Origin of the sequence: Domibacillus sp. A3M-37 (assembly GCF_024213455.1) — a bacterium.
Classification (GTDB): domain Bacteria; phylum Bacillota; class Bacilli; order Bacillales; family Domibacillaceae; genus Domibacillus; species Domibacillus tundrae.
The window spans coordinates 1-16,363 of record NZ_JANAVL010000033.1; the positions used below are offsets into that span (position 1 = coordinate 1).

At 39.9% G+C, this 16,363-nt stretch carries 12 protein-coding genes and 4 pseudogenes; 6 read left to right on the forward strand and 10 right to left on the reverse strand.

Annotated features, from left to right (window positions below):
- Positions 1–381, reverse strand: a 381-nt coding sequence (locus NLX67_RS21310; RefSeq protein ID WP_254313422.1) for a hypothetical protein, incomplete at its 3' end; no start/stop codon positions are given.
- Positions 382–826: 445 nt separating this feature from the next.
- On the opposite strand from NLX67_RS21310, the pseudogene NLX67_RS21315 reads away from it, so the two are divergent.
- Positions 827–1,978: pseudogene (locus NLX67_RS21315) on the forward strand (tyrosine-type recombinase/integrase).
- 115 nt (positions 1,979–2,093) lie between these two features.
- Here NLX67_RS21315 and NLX67_RS21320 read toward each other — a convergent pair.
- The 3 genes from NLX67_RS21320 to NLX67_RS21330 all read right to left on the reverse strand — a co-directional run bounded on the left by NLX67_RS21320 (position 2,094) and on the right by NLX67_RS21330 (position 5,579).
- Complete coding sequence (locus NLX67_RS21320) at positions 2,094–2,408, reverse strand: DUF3892 domain-containing protein (protein WP_254313423.1); 315 nt, start codon at positions 2,406–2,408, stop codon at positions 2,094–2,096.
- A gap of 109 nt (positions 2,409–2,517) precedes the next feature.
- Positions 2,518–4,572 (reverse strand): metallophosphoesterase family protein, encoded by a 2,055-nt coding sequence (locus NLX67_RS21325; protein WP_254313424.1) that lies wholly within the window; start codon positions 4,570–4,572, stop codon positions 2,518–2,520.
- An 845-nt stretch (positions 4,573–5,417) separates the two neighbouring features.
- A complete protein-coding gene (locus NLX67_RS21330; protein ID WP_254313433.1) occupies positions 5,418–5,579 on the reverse strand; it encodes an aldehyde dehydrogenase family protein in 162 nt (53 codons plus the stop codon).
- Positions 5,580–5,926: 347 nt separating this feature from the next.
- Between NLX67_RS21330 and cdaS the strand changes: the two genes are divergently transcribed.
- The 4 genes and pseudogenes from cdaS to NLX67_RS21350 all read left to right on the forward strand — a co-directional run.
- Positions 5,927–6,550, forward strand: a complete 624-nt coding sequence (gene cdaS, locus NLX67_RS21335) for a sporulation-specific diadenylate cyclase CdaS (protein ID WP_254313425.1) — start codon at positions 5,927–5,929, stop codon at positions 6,548–6,550.
- A 663-nt stretch (positions 6,551–7,213) separates the two neighbouring features.
- Positions 7,214–7,693, forward strand: a complete 480-nt coding sequence (locus NLX67_RS21340) for an S-layer homology domain-containing protein (protein ID WP_254313426.1) — start codon at positions 7,214–7,216, stop codon at positions 7,691–7,693.
- A complete protein-coding gene (locus tag NLX67_RS21345) occupies positions 7,644–8,144 on the forward strand; it encodes an S-layer homology domain-containing protein (protein WP_254313427.1) in 501 nt (166 codons plus the stop codon). The genes NLX67_RS21340 and NLX67_RS21345 overlap by 50 nt, the downstream gene beginning before the upstream one ends.
- A 223-nt stretch (positions 8,145–8,367) precedes the next feature.
- A pseudogene (locus NLX67_RS21350) lies at positions 8,368–8,478 on the forward strand (PDDEXK family nuclease); the annotation flags it as partial.
- Between the two features lie 224 nt (positions 8,479–8,702).
- Here NLX67_RS21350 and NLX67_RS21355 read toward each other — a convergent pair.
- From NLX67_RS21355 to NLX67_RS21380, 6 genes and pseudogenes are all read right to left on the reverse strand, one after another.
- Entirely contained in the window at positions 8,703–8,999 is a 297-nt protein-coding gene (locus tag NLX67_RS21355; RefSeq protein WP_254313428.1) for a putative quinol monooxygenase, read from the reverse strand.
- A 109-nt stretch (positions 9,000–9,108) separates the two neighbouring features.
- On the reverse strand, positions 9,109–9,747 hold the full coding sequence (locus NLX67_RS21360; protein ID WP_254313429.1) for a nitroreductase family protein: 639 nt from the start codon (positions 9,745–9,747) through the stop codon (positions 9,109–9,111).
- 79 nt (positions 9,748–9,826) lie between these two features.
- Entirely contained in the window at positions 9,827–10,255 is a 429-nt protein-coding gene (locus NLX67_RS21365) for a MarR family winged helix-turn-helix transcriptional regulator (protein ID WP_254313430.1), read from the reverse strand.
- A gap of 222 nt (positions 10,256–10,477) precedes the next feature.
- A pseudogene (locus tag NLX67_RS21370) lies at positions 10,478–11,660 on the reverse strand (IS256 family transposase).
- Positions 11,661–12,132: 472 nt separating this feature from the next.
- Positions 12,133–13,581, reverse strand: a complete 1,449-nt coding sequence (locus tag NLX67_RS21375; protein WP_254313431.1) for an aldehyde dehydrogenase family protein — start codon at positions 13,579–13,581, stop codon at positions 12,133–12,135.
- A 543-nt stretch (positions 13,582–14,124) separates the two neighbouring features.
- The gene (locus NLX67_RS21380; protein ID WP_254313432.1) at positions 14,125–14,673 is read right to left on the reverse strand and encodes a ribonuclease H-like YkuK family protein; all 549 of its coding nucleotides are present in this window, start codon (positions 14,671–14,673) and stop codon (positions 14,125–14,127) included.
- Positions 14,674–15,434: 761 nt separating this feature from the next.
- Between NLX67_RS21380 and NLX67_RS21385 the strand changes: the two are divergent.
- A pseudogene (locus NLX67_RS21385) lies at positions 15,435–16,289 on the forward strand (IS3 family transposase); the annotation flags it as partial.
- Between the last annotated feature and the right edge of the window lie 74 nt (positions 16,290–16,363).

Here is a 16,363-nt window from a genome sequence, read left to right on the forward strand (position 1 = left end):
CCTGCCCGTTAGCCATCCATGCAGCGCAAGCATTGCACCACAGATTATGTAAGGCAACTCGTTCTTACATGGGAGTTTAAGAAAAAAATCGTCAATAGCTATCCCATAAAAGAGTAATGCAATAATAAAGAAAATTAAATAGTTCTTACGCTTTTTTTCTCTAACCACAAAATTTTCTATGCCGATTAATAGCATTACTGTTCCAAGCATAAGGTTCTTCATTGCAGAATAGCTCCAATAATTATCAACACTATTTCTCATTAAAAAATCTAAAAATATTACACCAATTAATATAGCTAATTGTGCATACATAAGCGGTTTAACTCTATGTTCGGCTTTTTCAAAGAACAAGCTCATAATTTTTTTGAAAAAAGAGTTCATACATTTTCCCCCAAGGACTTTTATTTCTCATAAAAATTCTAACATTAATTATTACATCAACAGAAGGTAGTATGTATCTCATTCTTCAACTAGTCTGCTCCGTTAGTGCTATAAGAAAATCAATATTATTCTTTATGTAAGCATTTTATAATGAGAATCAGGAGCTAGAGTGATTGTTGTGGGGGTACCTTTCCATAAGGAACTACATCTATAAATCTTTATTTCTCACTCTACCCCTTCTCTTTTATGAGATGGGGTTTTGTTATATAATAGAAGGAACATATATTCTCTTTTGAAACTTGTAGCGCACAAGCCCTCTAAGAATCTACAATTGTATTGCTTGCATGTGTTTATAGATGCATCTTGACAGGCTTTGTATGCGTCTCCCTCTTGAAAGCTACACCCGTATAACAAACACTTTATTTAGACGAAAGGCGGCGATGAAATGGCTTCATTCAGAAAATATCAGACGAAGCAGGGAGAAAAATGGCTTTTCAAGCTGGACGTTGGCAAGGATCCGGCTACTGGCCAGCGCAGAACGACAACACGAAGAGGATTTAATAGAAAGAAATATGCAGAAGCAGCTGCGAATGAACTTCTTGCATCGCTGCGGGACAACACGTATGACAATCGAAGAATAACATTTGAACAGGTGTACCAGGAGTGGCTCCAACATAACCAAGACAGTTGGCGCCTGAATACTGCCATAAGCCGTGAAAGAACTTTCCGAATCCATGTCCTTCCCTTTTTTGCGAAATTAGAAATAAGAAAGATTAACCGTTCATATTGCCAGCGGTTCATAGATAATCTGGTGGCAAAAAAAATGAAATCAGTTCGAACCCAGGTAGCCGCAGCCAGATTAGTCTTTAAACATGCCGTTCGGTATGAATATATTGAAAAAAATCCATTCGATCTTGTCCACTATCCAAAAATACAGGAGGATGAAAACGAACACAGGGAATACTGGACTAAGGAAGAAATTATCGGTTTTCTAGCCATTGCAGAACAACAGTTAGAACTGCGAGATTTTGTTGCTTTTCGCCTCTTTCTTTTCTCAGGCATGCGACGCGGAGAATTATGTTCTTTGACCGATGAGGATATCAATTTTGAACAGCGGACCATTAAAGTGAACAAGACATTCGCATGAAGAAGAGATAATACAACCAAAATTGAACCTCCTAAAACAAAGAATTCTATCCGGGAGATTTCAATTGACCAAACAACGTTATCACTGGTTAAAAAGCTGATCACTGAGAATAAGAAACGGGATCTGCAGGTTGGAGCCCGTTCAAGTCGCTCCAAGCTAATTTCTTACCGATATAAGGATTCTGAAAAAGCTCCCCTTACGCATCATCATTTCAATCAAAAGCTAGATCTAGTATGCAACAAGCACCAATGGCATCGTATTACTGTTCACCAGTTGAGACATTCCTATGCTTCTATGCTGTTTGAAGCAGGCGCAAACGTAAAAGATGTCCAGGAAAGATTGGGTCATGCGGATATCACTACCACCTTAAATATTTATACCCATGTCACAGATACAAAGAGGGAAAAAACCGCTGACATGTTTACGAAATACATGGAAAATCAAAATTAAGCGGTCAAAATGCGGTCAAAAGATAAAAAACACTCTTTAAATGCAAATAAAAAAGCCAGCAGCCTTCATAATAAAAATTTGGGCGATAAGCTAAAACCCCACTCAGGAAGCGGGGTTAAAAGGTATCGAGGTTATCCAAGTTGTTTTCCTTGACACCATCCGGCTCGCTGCGGATAATTTCCCGGCCATATCGCTCAAATACGTCTACGTGGGCAAGCCGACCTTCTTTTGCTTCACGCAGCGCTTCAAGATAATCGAGCTCCCGGCCGCTGGCGGTTTTAAAGGCAATGATATCTCCATCGCCGTTTTTACGAACAGCGATTATTTGTTCCTGGCCCTCCGTTTTGGGATTTCCATTCTCCCTAGAGGCATTTGCCTGACTTTGCTGTTTATACTGGTCATAAGCTTGTTCAAATCGGTCCTGTGTCATGAGTACCCTCCTTTTCCGGTAGTATGGGCAAGCACGCCGTTTTTGAACCATCCAGCCGCTTTATTGAAAATCAATGCGCTCAAAAGCGGCCTTCTTTTTCTCCAGCACCTTATAACGTTAATAATTCATTTTGCGTGGATTCCTCCGTGATGCTGAGCAGCCCCAGATTATTATTTGTTTCTATAATCGATCCTTTGCTGGTGGGTACGTAGGCAAGCGATTCTTTCCACTGATAGCTTTCCGGTTCGGCCGCCTGCGTATCTTGACGCAAAATCCGGTCTTTCTCATCACAATAACGGATAATGTCTTTGTTTTTTCTTTTTAAGGCATTCAGCCAAAGGACAAACTGTATCAACCGGCCCCATATGCCTGAAAAGCTTTCATTTTTCACTGGACTGCTCGTAAATTGAATAATATGTGCCGTAGTGCCGTCTTTTGACTGAACGGTTGTTTTAACGGAGGAAGCGTAATGAACATCGCCCGAGAGAATCAAACAAGAGCGCGGCGCCCATTTGAAAATTTGGTGCAGAAAAGCACTAAATGCTTTTCCGTTGTATTTCCAGGCTTCAAAATCAAACAGCTGATGAACCGGTATACCGACAGCCCGCAGCGGATACACGTAGGAATGCAGGGATGATTCAATCAAGCCTATTCCGTAAAAAGGCGTCGGTGAAGCTATTATCAGTACCTCTCCTTTTTTCCAGCCGCTTTCTTTCAGCGAAGACGTAATAGCAGGCCAGGTGCCCTGACTGATCAACTCCGGGCTTTGCGGACTTTCATGCATGATTCTGCCTATTTTCAAAGGGATGGAAGAAACATCAGAGCCTCTTTTAGTCCGGGTATCCAGAAAGACCGTTCTCGGTTGGCTTGGCGCCGTAAAATGCCATGATGGATGGTGTAACAAACTATAAAGCCAGTCCTGATAAGCATCCGATTCTACGTCAATCGTTTTGGCGTATCTTTTTATCTTTTCCACAAAGATCCGGTCAAACAATTCCGGTCCATTGCCCCAGCCTTGAAAAGCCCAATACGCCCCGAGCCCATTTGCAATGACATGCCGGCCGAGCGGCGAATTCCGGACATTTTCTTTCCATTCCTGTGAAATGTTCCAATCATCCGTTATGTCATGATCATCAAAAATCATGTAAGACGGAACATTGGCAAGCAGTCGCCTGACACGCTTTAACACAGTGATGGACTGCCTGAGTTCCTCTGATTGTTCGGCAAACCGCCGTTCATGCTGCCACTGTTCCAACTGGTGTTCTTTTTGATAGAGTGGATCTGGAGGAAACACGAAGTGAATGCGGCCGTTCGACAGTTCTTCTTCAAATACGGGCAGGCCTCCGTTTTCCTGAATAAACTCCCACACTTGCGGCCCCCACGACAATAAATACATCACCGCATATTCCGAGAATTGAATCAAATGATTGTGAGATTGGATAGACGTGAACCGGCAGAAATGCTCCATGATGAATTTTCTTCCGTGAATGCGATGGAGGGACTGGCGAAAAGGGATCGTTTCCAAGCGTTTATCCAGTTTTCCCAGGGACTCTTCTTTGCCGATAAGCTGCCTGCTGATAGACGTAATCAAGGGAACCAGCGGATCCGCTACATCATCCGCGTAAATTTGGTCCCCTAACAAAAAAAGCGAATGAGGCCTTTTTTGTACTGTATGATACGTTTCTTCCAAATGCATATCTCCGGCAACCAGGGCATCCCCGCCTTTTCCATGAAGCTTTCGGCACGACCCATATAAGATATTTGCCCGCTTTCCTTCGTGAATAAAAAACGAAGGATATTTAAGACTCCCGTACACAAGAGAATCGTCACCAGGCTCCAGCAATCCGAAATGACTTAAATCCACTGTATCGGAACCGCTGGTAAAAAAAAGATTGTATCCAAGCAGCGCTTCTGTCGGGAACGTGCCTGAAGACGGCAATATTTTAATCATGTAAATGAACAAACGCCTGCCAAAACGGACGCAATCCATTTCGCTTTGATCGCTCACCAACTGGTATATGTAAGGATCGTCTTCGTGTGACGGATGAATATGGAACAGCTCCGCCCCGATGTGAAACCTTTTACTCGCTGCAATCCAAATATAAACGCTGTTACGGTCCACTCTTCGCAAAATCGGTCCGGACAAAATAACAGGAAAGCCCAATATGCACCATCCCCTTCCTTCAGATTATCCTAATAAGTTATTCAAAAGCGGGATGGGGTGTGAACTCGCTATTTATCCTTTCCCTTTTATAAAACCATTGTGTGATAGCGATGGAAAAATACGTTCACGAACTTAATTGGCGCAACAAGCCAGGAATATGAAGCAAGAGAAGGCAAGATTTATGGTGCTTATTTCTTATTTAGGCAGCATTCTTTTCCCCATTATTATCTCGATTGTTTTTTACAATCCTATTGAATATGTTTTTTCATCTCCACATTATTTCTTCTAAAGGCGCATTTAAACGCGCAAATAGTAAGCTATAAAGAACAAGTTCTTTTGTAAAGTGTGTGTTTGGTTTTGTATTTATGATAAATACAAAAACAAAGCTTGTAATTACAGATGAAGAGATTGAAACCATTCAGACTTAGTTCTCTCTTCTTTTATAATCCACACGTAAGGCATTAAGCTGAGTCATTTGTATGTTTGAGGTACAAAATAAAGGATACCTAAAGGCTGCAGTCTTTTAATCGCGGCGTTGTTTCTGATGGCTCTTGTTCACTCCACGACCTGTAAAACAGTATTCATATCCGTTTCCAATGTTTTATTCATGAATTCATTTCCGGATCCGGCCAGTCCGATTAGTGCATATTGGATCCTCATAAATCTGAACAAAGTGTGCTTTTCTTATCGGTAACATTTAGCCAGGTTTAGTTTATTCTCATTATTTGATTAAAATGAAAAATAATTTTACATTGACGTACGCTTCAAGTGAACAGGTGACTGCTGCTTCTTTTCTTTTTCGAAAAAATGAAGAAAAATGTAAGATAACCCGCCACGAAATTCCTTTACGAATCAACAATTGTGAATTTTCCAACTGCCCATTCATCGTTGTAGCGGCCAACACCGGATGCTTTCTCGCCGCCAAATGGTACATGTGATTCATCATTCATCGGCTGGTCGCTAATATGAATTCTCCCTGTTGCAATTCTTCGTGCGATTTGCAACACCTTTGGCAATCCGCATACCGGCTGTGACGCCTGTCATCACAATCGGAAGCTGCCCTAAAGAGGTAGTTCATTCGGTCGCTCAACAACTGCCGGGCCAGTTCATTTTCCCTTATTTTTAGAGTGCGCATAAAGTTTTTGTTTTTTTAAAGCATAGTTTGAAAAAAGCATGTTTCACTAACTTTCGGGGAAAATTATAAAGTACCTGTAGGTATTCAAATAAGTTATTTGAACCATACAGAAGAATAAATGCTAAAAGAATTTAAAGTAAATATAATTAAAAATTCCCGAATAATAATGGACCATATCACCTTTGTAGTGCCGACTAATTGAAATGAGGTGCCTTTTGCATGAACCAAAAAAATTGCGACTTTTCCCCACTAAAGCAACAATTAATAAAAGGTCTTGAGAATATTTCATTTGATGTAAATGAGGGCATAAAGACATTAAAAAATGATCGCTATTGTGTATTAGGTAAACTTGAGGATCTCAAGAATAAATTTGAAAAAGTAGAAACGATGGCGGCTTCTTTTTATCTCAACTGTTATTTGTCTCCCTTTACTGATAAGTACCTGGATATATCTACTTGTATTCAACATCTCTCTAATCAAAGACATGGTGCATTAATTGTGATTGAGCGTAAAGATGAACTGGATCCGTTAATCCGCGCCGGGACTCCTATTGGTGCAACATTGACACATTCGTTATTGGAATCCATTTTTTATCCTGGAAACCCACTTCATGATGGTGCTGTATTAGTTCGGGCTAATCAAATTTTTTCCGCAGCAAATATTCTTCCTTTATCTAACAAAGGGTTGGGTGAAAAGAAACTAGGTACCCGTCACCGATCAGCATTAGGTCTAACTGAACAAAGTGATGCGCTTGTTCTCGTTGTTTCTGAAGAGACAGGAAAAGTTTCTTTTGCTGCAGATGGAAGGATCTACCCTATTATTACAACCAGCTCTTTAGTTTGACCTTTTCAAGAAAGGAATTACTGATTTATAATAGTGCACTGAGATTCTAAAATTACGGTTGGATGCCGTTCTGCTTCATATTCAACTTCTCTCGATGCTTTAACACTGATATTATCAAATTCTCCCCGATGTCCTGCCAGGTGAATCTCTTCAAAAATGGCTTTCTCTGCTTTGTTCTGACCGATCCCTTTCTAAATACAATTAATAAAGGGACCGGGCTGGTTAATCCGTGCTACTGTCCAGGCCGAATCATAAGGACACGCTTCGAATTGATCTTTGCCAGTAATTCCGAAAGAGCACAAAGATAAGCATGCAGTTAAAATTGAGAGTCTGTACAGCGAGCTGAATTCTCTAAGAAGAGAACTACGTTACGGCAAAGATAACCAATATGATGTTAATGAATAAAGCTGCTTATAACGACGGTTAACTATTTTTTATAGTTAATCCTTTTTTATTAGGATGAAATCTTTAAATACAATTGATATGAGATCTTAAAATTTAAAAATAGAGAGGTATGGACTCACGAGTGGTTATTACTTTAGCATCAACTAAAAAATAAAGGAAAACAGCAAAAAAGGATTTAGTCTGAGTAAATAGACACCAACTTTCAACTAGAGATTTCTCAATTAGGTATATTTATATATTTTTTCTGATAAAATTGGTATGATAAAAAATTTTTTTTACATAATTAACTTTCACTTTAATTTATCTAATGCAAACAAGACTTATTTCAAAAATATTGTTAATAGAATAGGTCCATATAAAAAGCTTATCCGCCTTCAAGCCATGATTTTAATGGTGAGGGCGCTGAATTTGGATTTATCGAACCGACCGGATCCGGGATTTAAGGATTTATCTAAAATGCACAATGGCTATGCATATGCTGCAACCATAATTGATGAAGGAATTTTTCCAAAAAGTACATACTTAAAGCCTAACGAACCAATGTCGCGTGAATTAATGGCAAGAATGCTTGCATCGGGATTTAAATTAAAATCTGTAAAAAATACCGGATTTAAAAACGTTCCCGCAGACTACTGGGCACGCCCATACATATCCGCTCTTGCTGAGAATAATATTCTTGGGTATCCGGATGGCACATTTAAACCGTCTTATTCTTGGGTATCCGGATGGCACATTTAAACCGTCTGGGACATTAACGCGCGCCCAATTTTCAGTGTTTTTGGCCAAAGCATCGAACGATGACTACAAAACTTTTACTTTTTCAAATCAAGATTATAAATTTAGCATGGAGCTTCCAAATTACATGACCTCACAAGTCATTTTTGAAGATGGAGTGGGAATGACGGAAGACCGCGTTTTTTCTGTAAACTTCTACTACAACAACACTGCTTACCTTGGAGTTGAGCCATACATCGGATCTATTCACATTATTCCTGCTTCTTTGTGGGATGGCTATTTTGATACAGCACCTTACGATTTGATTAAGAAAGCAAATAACTATTACTACTGCTACCAAGGCCAAAGCGAGGATCCATACTACCCGAACAGAAGCAATTCTCGAGAAGCACAGACCTATATGCAGATTCATGATCGTCTGGAGCGGGCTATTAAAAGCATGAAGATTAATTAAATATAGTAAATCAAAAAATCCAGCGGTAAGAAGCAACCGCTGGATTTTTTTAGCTGCCATTCGGAATCATCTAAACAGCAGCTTTATATCAAAATTAAATGCTTAAAATTGATTTTAAGGGAAATCTTTCCGTAAAGGAGTGTGTTCAATGGCTGATAATATGACACCGGAACAGCGCCGAAAAATTATGCAGGCCATACGCTCATAGTCAAAATTAGAAAACAGAGTATCAAAAAAACTGTGGCGAAAAGGCTTTCGTTTCCATAAAAATGACCGTCCCCTGTTAGGAAAACCGGATATGTCAATTCTCATTTTTGATCGCATTTCCTGCTAGCCGGGGCGAGAGAAATTTTTTCCGCTCTGCTTATCGTAATAAATTTTATCGCAGCCAAAGGATTCCCGCTCTTTCATCTGACGTGATGGTACTTGATAACAAAGTTTTTTTAATTTTATTTCCATAAATATATATAACACCGTTTGATAAGTGGGCAGTAGTTCAATCAGTAAAATTCTTACACGATAGGATGGACGGCACAATAAATCCCATACATTTTAAACTTATAAACTTAATGGTTTTCCTTCAAATGCTTTAACATCTAATGGTGCAGTTAGGAAACCTTTAGCTTTACCAACGAACAAGGTAAAGTGCTCACTTGAATTATGGCTTGCAACCGCTTGTGCATCTTGCCAAACTTCTACCATTATAAATACATTTTCTTTTTCTGTATCTTTGTGAAGATCGTAAGAAACATTTCCACTTTCCGCTCTTGAAGCTGCGATTAGCGGTTGAATCTCCTCTAGAAATGCATTATGTTTTGTTGGATGAATATTGAATACGGCATGAATAATAATCATTACAGGTTATCCTTTCTTTGGTTATGAATTAAACTATATAATTAAAGTAGAAATAACAAACTCGTCTGAGATTTCAGCGAATGGATCGATTGTCTCTATTCCTAAAAAATCACTTCCATTGTGCGACTTTATCAATTGGAAGACGAACTGATTTATGACCAGTATCTGCTGCTTTACCGATTGAAATTAGCATAACTGGAACGTAGCGATCTTTATCTAATCCAAAAGCTTCTGTGACTTGGTCTTTTTCATAGCCGCCAATTGGATTTGTGTCATATCCAAAAGCGCGAGCTGCAAGCATTAGTTGCATAGATACAAGACCACCATCAACTAGAACGACCTCTTTCATCTCTTCTCGTGTAATCGTTTCGAAATATCCAGTAAATGTAGCTAATATGTTTTCTTTTACTTCTAAAGGCATAAACCCTTTCTCTACTGCTTTACCGTAGATTTCTTCGGCGTTATCAAAATTGTTCATATCACCAAATACAGCAATTACTGCAGAAGATGTTTCGACTTGATTTTGGTTGAAGCGAGCAAGTGGTGCAAGTGTTGCTTTTCCCTCAGGACTATCAATCACAAGGAAGCGCCATGGCTGCATATTAACTGAAGAAGGAGCAAGTGTCGCTAGTGTAAGGATTTCCGTCATTTCTTCGCGGCTAATTTTTACGGATTTATCATAATTTTTAATTGAGCGGCGTCCTGTGATAATTTCTTTGAAGTCATTTGTTTTTTGTGCTGTAGTCATGGTTGAAATTCTCCTCTTTTTAACTCTAAGTAGTTTAATTATTAAGCTATTTTCATTTCAGTTTGTAACTATGCAAGCATTAGACTTGGCTTACATTATTTTGAATACGTGTCAGCATATCTATTAACTCTTGACGTTCGTCTTCTTTAAAATCTTTAAGCATCAAAGTGACGAAACGAGCTTTTTCAGCTTGGTAGGAAATAATTTCTTTGCGGCCATAATCTGAAAGACAGACGAGAGTAAACCGATTATCCTCCGGATTTTTGCGTCTTAAAATCATCCCAACTGCTTCAAGTTGCTTTAAATGTCGGGTAACCGCTGCACTGTCAATGTTGACCTTTTTTTGAAGTGCTGTTTGACTAATTTCATCAACTTGATAAAGCTGTTGTAAGATATCATGTCTTGATTGACTCATTCCAATACAACTTTCGAATTTTGAACTAATCTGTTTGTTGAGGCAGTGTAATTTATATAAAATAGAAGCTTCCGTAGAACATGAATTCGTCAAGAAATCCCCCTTTTCACAGGTTAGAAAAAATAATTGATACCGCAATGGTTGATATATCAATCAATATACTCCCACTCGTATAAAAAATCAAGTATTTTGATTTTGCATAGTGTTATTAAATAGGATCTAAGTAATATTGAGAATGTTCCAAAGAACAGCAAAAAATTCGGGACCGTCAATAATTTTGTGTAAATGACGAAATCCCTTTTCTTGTAGACGTCATTAGTCTGTTGATTTAAACATGGCAGCAAGCTCTGCTCGTGCCTGTTCGAAACCGATATGGCACCGCACGGTGAAACGCTGATTATATTCTTCGAACTGGGAAACGAGAAACCGCTCCAGTGCTTCTTCATTCGGGAATTGTTCTTTCCGCTTTGTGTATTTCTTGATCTGGTTGTTAAAGGATTCAATCAGATTCGTTGAATAAAGGCTCCGCCAGATCGATTTTGGGAAGCTGTAGAACGTAAGAATATATGGGTTTTCAGCCAGGTGCTTTGTCACTTTTGGATACGCCGCCTGCCATTTGGAGCAGAATGCATCAAGTGCTTTCTGGCCTGCCTCTGCGCTTTCAGCACGATAAACGGACTTAAAGTCACCACAGATTTCAGCCCGGTCGGCAACGCGCACTTTATGGGCAATCGTACGGGACAGATGAACGCAGCATGTCTGGTACTGGGCATGGAAATACACTGAAGATACTGTCCGTTATGCCCTTGAGGCCATCTGAAATAAACAGCAGAACTTCTTCTGTGCCACGATTCTTCATATCATGGAGCAGCTCTTTCCAGACAAACGCCGACTCTGTTGGAGCGATTGTGTAGGAGAGAACTTCCTTCGACCCATCCTCCTGGATGCCGACCGCCAAGTAGACGGCTTCTTTCGAAACCGTTTCGCGCTTGACGGCAATATATGTTGCATCTAGATATACGCAGACATAGCGTGTACTAAGAGGGCGCTGTCCAAACGCCTCGATCTGCCCAGTCATCACTTTCGTCATATTCGAAATCGTTTGTGGCGTGTAATGATGGCCATACATCTTCTCGATTAAATCGGAGATTTCGGTCATCGTAACGCCTTTTTGAAACAAGTGGATGACAAACGATTCCAATGTGTCATTCGAGCGCCGGTAAGGCGCAATGGTCTGTTGTTTAAACTCACCGTTACGGTCACGGGGAATCGCAATTTGAAGATCTCCGTATTCGGTGTGCAGCGTGCGGGAATACACACCGTTGCGTGAATTGCCTGAGTTAAAGCCAGCCCGGTCGTATTTTTCATAATCTAAAAAGGCCGTCAATTCCGTCGCCAGCAGCGTGTTCACAGCTGTTTCTAAATGTGAACGGAATACTTCCGTAATATCTTGTTTTTTTACTAGAGCATCGACGATATCTGTTGTAAACTGGTTCATAGGGAAGGCCTCTTTTCTGTGAATTGTTTTGTGGTGATTCAATACTACAAGAAAAGGCCTTCCTTTTTCTATTTTTCATTTATACAAGATATTGTACGCTCTCGCAAATTCTGAATGGGTTAACGAGGCTTTACGCAAGATGTTTAAAGACAAAGGACTTTTATAAAATAAAGAAGGGTATGGCATATTTCAGCCAAACCCTTCTTTTTGTTTGATAGCAGCTGTCGAATATCTGCTGGTGAAGAATCGTTTTTTAACACTTCAATAACATCCTCTTCATCATTACCCGTGATGAAACTTGAGATAGAACGGATCTTGTCATAACCAGATTGTTTATTGTCGATGAGATCCGTCGTTCTGTACGCAAGACTTGATGCCAATAGAAAACGGTCCCTTATCAGCTTGTTTACTTTAAAAAAAGTGTCCTCTTACTTCTGAAAACAGAAATGTGCGCACCTTTTCTGTTTTGAACTTAAATTGGATATTCCCGGTAGCCTTCTTGAACACTAATCCATTTTACCGTCGTGAATTTTTCAATGGCCCATTCTCCGTTAAAACGGCCGACACCCGATGCTTTCTCGCCGCCGAACGGCACATGCGCTTCATCATTTACCGGCTGATCATTAATATGAATCATGCCTGTTTCAATTCTTTTCGCGATTTCAACGCCACGGTGACGGTCTTCTGTGAAGATCGAACCGCTCAAGCCGTAAATCGAATCATTGGCCAGCTCAATTGCATGCTCCACACTGTCCGCTTTCATAATTGGCGCCACCGGTCCAAAGATTTCATTTTTAGCAATCGGCATACCCGCCGTCACACCCGTCAGTACAATCGGAGGCAACAATGCACCCTCTGATTGACCTTCTAATTCAATGACGGCTCCCTGCTCTACACTTTCCTGTACTTGTTTTTGGATGCGTTCCACCTGTTCTTTATTAATGAGCGGCCCTACAAATGTTGCCGGGTCGGCGGGGTCCCCAACTCGAAGTTTCTTCACTTCATCCATAAAGGCCGTCACAAATTTATCATGCACTTCTTTTTCAACAATAATCCGATTCAACGCCATGCATATTTGCCCTTGATTTAAAAATTTCCCGAACGCAGCGGCTTTCGCTGCCCTCTCAATATTAGCGTCTTTCAATACAATCATCACATTGTTTCCGCCGAGCTCAAGCGCGACTTCTTTTAAATTCCTCCCAGCCGATTCACCAATATGGCGCCCTACTTCCGTCGATCCGGTAAAGGAAATAAGCTTCGGAATCGGGTTGTCGATGAAGTCGTCCCCGATTACCGAACCCCTTCCGACCACTACATTAACGACACCATCCGGAAAGCCCGCATCCTGAAACAGCTTTCCAATCAATAGCCCAGCCGTTACAGGTGTTTCGGATGCCGGCTTAATCACTGCCGTATTTCCTGTTGCAAGAGCCGGTGCGAGTGAGCGCAATGTTAGATGGAACGGGAAATTCCACGGGCCGATGATGCCAACCACTCCTTTAGGACTGCGGTATACCCGATTTTCCTTTCCCGGTGTATAGGAAGGTAGAATGACCCCTGTTACACGTGTAAGGAAAGAAGCTGATTCTTTCACAACTGCGACGGCAGCCGCAAACTCACTTTCAGCTTTTATTTTCGTGCTTCCGGCTTCTTTTGCAAGCCAGTCAATAATGGTTTCTTTTTCCGCCTTCATTTTTTCAAGAAGCTGATCGAACAGCTGTTGTTTTTCATAAAGTGGCATATCTGCCCATGCTTTCTGCGCTTTTTGTGCGGCTGTATAGGCTTCTTCTAGATCCGACTTATCCGCTGATTGAATGGTAAACAAGAGTTTATCGTTATATGGATTTTTATTTTCAATCACTTTATCGCTCGATCCTTTTTTCCACTGGCCGTTAATCAATTGATTTGTGAACTGAGTCATGTCCTTTCTCCTCCTAACAAAATACATTCCCGTCTAGTTTCCCCTCCTTTTGTTTATTAAAACATACGTGTCCATTATGAATAGTCTTCCATTGGCACGTGCAAAAAAGGCACCTCCACGCCGGATAGATGCTTTTTTCTTGTCTATCTTAATGCAATTCCCAATATACTAATTTTACAAATTTTAACATTAAGTGTTGTAAGTAATTTCCAGCATGCTTCGTTCATCGTTTTTAGTAAGTCTGTATTTCACTTTCCAAGTTCATACATTTTTGTTTTTTTAATATAACCAATACTTGAAAAAAAGCTGATAATAATGCTGTAATTCAGAAGGATCCCTTAGATAAGCAAAAACCGTTCGAATAATTCGAACGGTCTTAAAAATGTAGAGGATCTGGAGAGAAAACGATGCAAAAATGCTAATGAGATTATAGAATGTCTATTGACAATAAATTCTTATTTGTTCCGATATTTTAAATTGCACTACTTCTTTTATTATGTAAAGCACAAACATACAATCCCGCTTTCTCATGGATGAGAACATTCATTTAGTATGCCTGTTGGCTACCCCATAAGCGGCGATGGACTCCGGTTTAATTTTGGGTTCCAGACCGACAGACTGTATTCTGGCAACCATTTCTTGAATAAAGATTTTGGTTTTATTTTGTTGCTCAGATCCAATATCAATATGTCCTTCCAGCGTGAAAGAAGAACCTTTATAGATGTGCGGAAGGACAATGTCGATTATCTTCATTTTATGTGCTTCCGTAAATAAGGAAGCAGCTTCTTCTGTAAGAGATGTTTCTGTTGAAATTTTCTCATGCAGGCTGTCATATCGTTTAGGATACCGAATTTTGCGAAGACAGGCCCAGGCTCCTTTCCCTTTTCGATGAATCACGATCACCGTCGCAAATACAGTCTCATTCCCATGGACCTGTGAGTCGGTTCCGAGCATAAGGCGGTATTTCCCCATCGGGTCTTGTTTCATAAACCATATTATTTTTTGAAAGACATCCTCAAAGGTAAGTCCTTTTTGATTTATTGTCCTGAATACTAACCCTTTCTCATCAAAGGAAGGAAGATGATTATTCATATGCCTGCACCTGACTCTCTTTTGATTGTGTAAAAAGTAGAGCACTAGTAGGAAAACAAGGGAAATTTCTTTTAGAAGGATGTATATTTGTTTAGGGAAGAAGTTAATTTAATCCACTTATCTAATTCATTACACTGATCTGGGCATTTTTAAGATCTTACCATCTAATTAATTGTTTGATTTCTTCATTTTTTCAATCCGTTCAGTTCTTATGTTAAAAGCGAACAGTCCAGAAATTTTCAAAACTTCGCACGCTTTTTTATTGTAAGACCTTGTATCTGATTGCAGCATACATTTCTTCTCCCCTTGATTCTTATGCAGGAAGGTTTTAAAAAATACTTTTAATAAAAAAAATTGGCACGTTGACCATTGTAAATACCACCTTTGTCATATTCCTTTCTTTTGTTTGGAAACACGAAAGGAGCTCAGAGAAAATAAATCAAATGTATATTGATATACTCATATACAAATATATTTGTATATGAGTATACGTTTCGATTATTTATTTACCTTTGAATAAAATCATCATACATAAGAGGCAGACTGTATTTCTTTCTACTTGAACTCCTATATATAAATGAACGGCTTAGAAATGATTAACATAACTCGTCAAGAGATGACTCATCCATCTATTTCTTTCCTATCCTGGAAAAAGAGGCCTTTGCACAGCGGCTAACGATCCACCTCCAGTTGGATCGTTCTTGCAAAGAACTGAAAGATGTCAGTTTTCGTTGGCGCTTTTTCCTTTAAAACGATAGTTTAAAGCAAGCAGCGCTGATCATGGGACGAAAGTAAATGTCATCAAGCGAAACCAAGACAAATACTCGGTATCATCAATGTGCGATGTCCTGCAGATTTCCCGAAGTACGTACTATTACGAAGCCAAAGAGCGCCAATCAGAAGACGACGTAACAGTCGACATCATCCGGATTTTCAAACAAAACCGGAGTGCCTACGACACTCGCAAAATCAAGGTAGAATTGCAGAAGCGCGGGCTTACGGTGTCCAGACGTCTAATCGGTCGCATCATGAAAGAGCAGGGACTTGTTTCGTCTTACACGGTAGCACAGTTCAAACCGCAGAAAACCCCATGCAATGAGTCAGCCCAGGCAAATGAATTGAAACATGAGTTTCAGCAGGAAGAAGCAAAAAAAGTGATCGTAAGCGATTTAACATACGTCAAAGTCAAAAATAAATGGCCTTACGTATGTATCTTTGTCGATCTTTTTAATCGAGAAATCATCGGCTTCAGCACCGGTCTGTATAAGGATGCAAACCTTGTCGAACGGGCTTTTGCATCCATTCATGGTGAGCTTCGCGACATCCAGCTGTTCCACACAGATCGTGACAGCGAGTTCAAAAACCAGCTAATCGATGAAACATTAGCTACTTTCAACATTGGCCGGTCTCTCAGTATGAAAGGCTGTCCATATGACAATGCCGTGGCGGAAGCCACGTTCAAAATCATTAAAACAGAGTTTGTTCGTGAGATGAGATTTGATAGCTTAAATCATCTCACGCTTGAATTCAGTGATTACGTTAACTAGTTCAATAAGCTGCGCATTCACGGAACACTAGGCTATGTAAGCCCCGTGGAGTTTAGAGAAATGTCTCTTAAAAAACATACTAAGATTAGTAGTGTAGCCAAGGCATTGGTTTACACTACTATTTTTTTATATAGTGGAAGTGA

Bases quoted from the DNA above. Each gene is read 5' to 3' on its own strand.
- NLX67_RS21320 (WP_254313423.1), bottom strand. From the start codon at position 2,408: ATGACACAGGACCGATTTGAACAAGCTTATGACCAGTATAAACAGCAA.
- cdaS (WP_254313425.1), top strand. From the start codon at position 5,927: ATGAACCAAAAAAATTGCGACTTTTCCCCACTAAAGCAACAATTAATA.
- NLX67_RS21340 (WP_254313426.1), top strand. From the start codon at position 7,214: ATGATAAAAAATTTTTTTTACATAATTAACTTTCACTTTAATTTATCT.
- NLX67_RS21345 (WP_254313427.1), top strand. From the start codon at position 7,644: ATGGCACATTTAAACCGTCTTATTCTTGGGTATCCGGATGGCACATTT.
- NLX67_RS21355 (WP_254313428.1), bottom strand. From the start codon at position 8,999: ATGATTATTATTCATGCCGTATTCAATATTCATCCAACAAAACATAAT.
- NLX67_RS21360 (WP_254313429.1), bottom strand. From the start codon at position 9,747: ATGACTACAGCACAAAAAACAAATGACTTCAAAGAAATTATCACAGGA.
- NLX67_RS21375 (WP_254313431.1), bottom strand. From the start codon at position 13,581: ATGACTCAGTTCACAAATCAATTGATTAACGGCCAGTGGAAAAAAGGA.
- NLX67_RS21380 (WP_254313432.1), bottom strand. From the start codon at position 14,673: ATGAATAATCATCTTCCTTCCTTTGATGAGAAAGGGTTAGTATTCAGG.